Source organism: Rhodococcus sp. EPR-157, from assembly GCF_001647195.1.
GTDB lineage: Bacteria > Actinomycetota > Actinomycetes > Mycobacteriales > Mycobacteriaceae > Rhodococcoides.
In genome coordinates this window covers 1-2347 of the sequence record NZ_LVCV01000476.1, presented here as the reverse complement: position 1 = coordinate 2347, position 2347 = coordinate 1, and the positions used below count along the sequence as shown (strand labels likewise).

At 69.2% G+C, this 2347-nt stretch carries 2 protein-coding genes; both read left to right on the top strand.

Annotated elements, in window-relative coordinates; all coding sequences use genetic code 11:
• Positions 1-187 precede the first annotated feature (187 nt).
• Complete coding sequence (locus tag A2J03_RS21780) at positions 188-1405, top strand: hypothetical protein (protein ID WP_068378150.1); 1218 nt, start codon at positions 188-190, stop codon at positions 1403-1405.
• Positions 1406-1496: 91 nt separating this feature from the next.
• Positions 1497-2347: hypothetical protein (locus A2J03_RS21775; RefSeq protein ID WP_068378148.1), on the top strand; the 851-nt coding region annotated here is incomplete at its 3' end.

Here is a 2347-nt window from a genome sequence, read left to right as displayed (position 1 = left end):
AGAGCGTCGGCGCCCCCACTCTCCAGGGCACTGTCCGTCGTCTGCGCTGAGGGGATCACCCGAAGGCTGACCCTCGTTTTCGGTCATTCTTCTCAGCTCGGTCGGTGGTTGTTCCACCATCAACCATCTCCACTGCCGACACCCAATACCGCTGCATCGCAGCGTCTTACGAAAGGCACCACTGCACATGTCTGCTCAGCAAGGAATCGGCGGGCGTCACCGCCGACGACGAGAACGCGCGCTCGTTCTCACTGCCGTTCCCGTCGCCGTCGCTCTGGCATGGGGCACCGCAACCGCCCATGCGGCCCCGCAAGACTTCGTGACCGCACCCGACACGGCCCAATCCGGCACCACCGACACCACCCCAGTCGCACCGCCGCCGGCCCCCACCCAGGAACGCCAGTTCCTACCCGGCTACCAGGTCTCACCGCAGGTGCAGCAAACCGAATGGCGTAGCTACGACGACTACCGGTCCGGCAACCAGCAGTCCTCGTACCAGACCACCTACTACGAGCCCACGCCCGCGCCGCAGACCGCTCCGACCGAGGCACCACCCGCACTGCAGGCCGCACCGCCGCCGCCAGTCCCGACAGTGCAGCGCAAGGTCATCGCACCGATCGACGCACCCGACGGCTACGTCCTCGTCGGCGGTGAACTAGTCCCCTACGACCCGAACCTACTGGACCGGAACCTGGTCGAGCAGTTCAACAACACCGGAGCCGCTGTTCAGGCCGACGGCGGAAACTGGCTCGTGGACAACGGATTCGCCGACGCGCCCCGTGCTGACCGCATCGCAGCAGGCACCGCCACCGGTGTCCTCACCGGCGGCGCTGTCGGCCTCGCAGCCTCCGTCGCCCCGGCCGCAGTGATCACCGGAACCGCGGCCGCCATCGGCGGCGGCCTCGGAGTCGCAGCCACCACCGCCTCGGGTGCCGTTGTCTGGGGCGGACCGATCGGCTGGGTGTTTATTCCCGGCGCAGCAGCACTTGCCGGCGCGGGCGTCGGTGCCGCCCTCTCGGCACCGATCGTGCTGGGCCTGACCGGGGCAGGGGCTGCAATCGGCGGCGTGCTCGGCGCAACAGTCCTGGGCGGCGAGCAGCAGATCATCGAAGAGCCAGCACCGCTCCCCGCCGCCCCGGCCCCCGGGAGCGTCCCGGCACCTCCAGCCGCGCCGCTGACCGTCGATGCCCCCGGCACCCAGAACGCCATCGACACCATCATCAGCCAGCCGGTCAGTAATGCCCCGGTCTGGACCGAACCCGCCTACGAGCAGGTCCAGCGGTTCACCTCGACGGTGCTCGAGCAGCCCGCCGTGGCGGACACCGTCGCAGCAGTGAACACCGCCGCCGCGCCCGTTCTCGACCAGGCGAAAGCCGCACTGGCAGGTCTGAACCTCGCGGTCTGATCTCCGGGTGCAGCCCGACCACCCCTGGTGGCTGGGCTGCATCCGAAGGTTCGACCCCGTTCCTTTACCTCGACCCTCGGAAAGGCCTGTTGTGGCACCTCGAGACCGCACCACCGACGACGCCACCGACGACTGGTTCGCCGACCCTGCCGTTGCCGAGATCGAGACCGCCGCAGCAGCTTCCGAGTATCCGGCCGAACGCAGACTGACGGTCCTGACCGAGCAACAACCCGCCGACATCGATCCGGACGACGACTGGTTCGACAGCGGCCCTGGCCACGACCCGGCCGCCGAAGATGACGCGGACCGGCCGAAGGGCAGCTATAGCTCGTTCGACACCCGGACCTCTGTGCTTCGTGCTGGAGGCCCCTACACCGTACCCACACCGGCTCCTCAGTCGTGGTGGCGACGGCACCGATCCGCTGTTGCGGTCACCGCAGCGATCGCCGTCCTCGGCGGCGGCCTGACCGGCGCGACAGTTCTGCTCACCGGGCTCGGCGGCGAACCAGAACCGGCTGAGCCGATGGCGCTCGACGAGATCGTCACCACCACAGCTCCTGCGCCGTCCTCGGCGGCTCCCGCTGCGGCCGGTGCTGCGGCGGCCGATGTCACCTGGTGCAAGGGACAGGCCGACGGTGACCCGGTCACCGACGAGAGCAGCGACCCCGGCGCGGTGGCGATCTGGCGGTTCGAGAAAGCCTTCTACTTCGACCGCGACGGGACTGCCGCCCGCGCCGCCGGTGCGCCCGATGCGGTGATGGCGTCGGCGCAGCGCCTGCAGGAGGGCATCGACCAGCTGGAGGTGGCTATCGAGTTCTGCGTGTTGGCCGATCCGATCGACGCCGGTATCTACGACGTCACTGTCATCGAACGCGGGCCTGGGATCGACGGCCGCATCAGCGGTCAACGGATCACCACCGCCAAGACGGCGGACGGCACGAC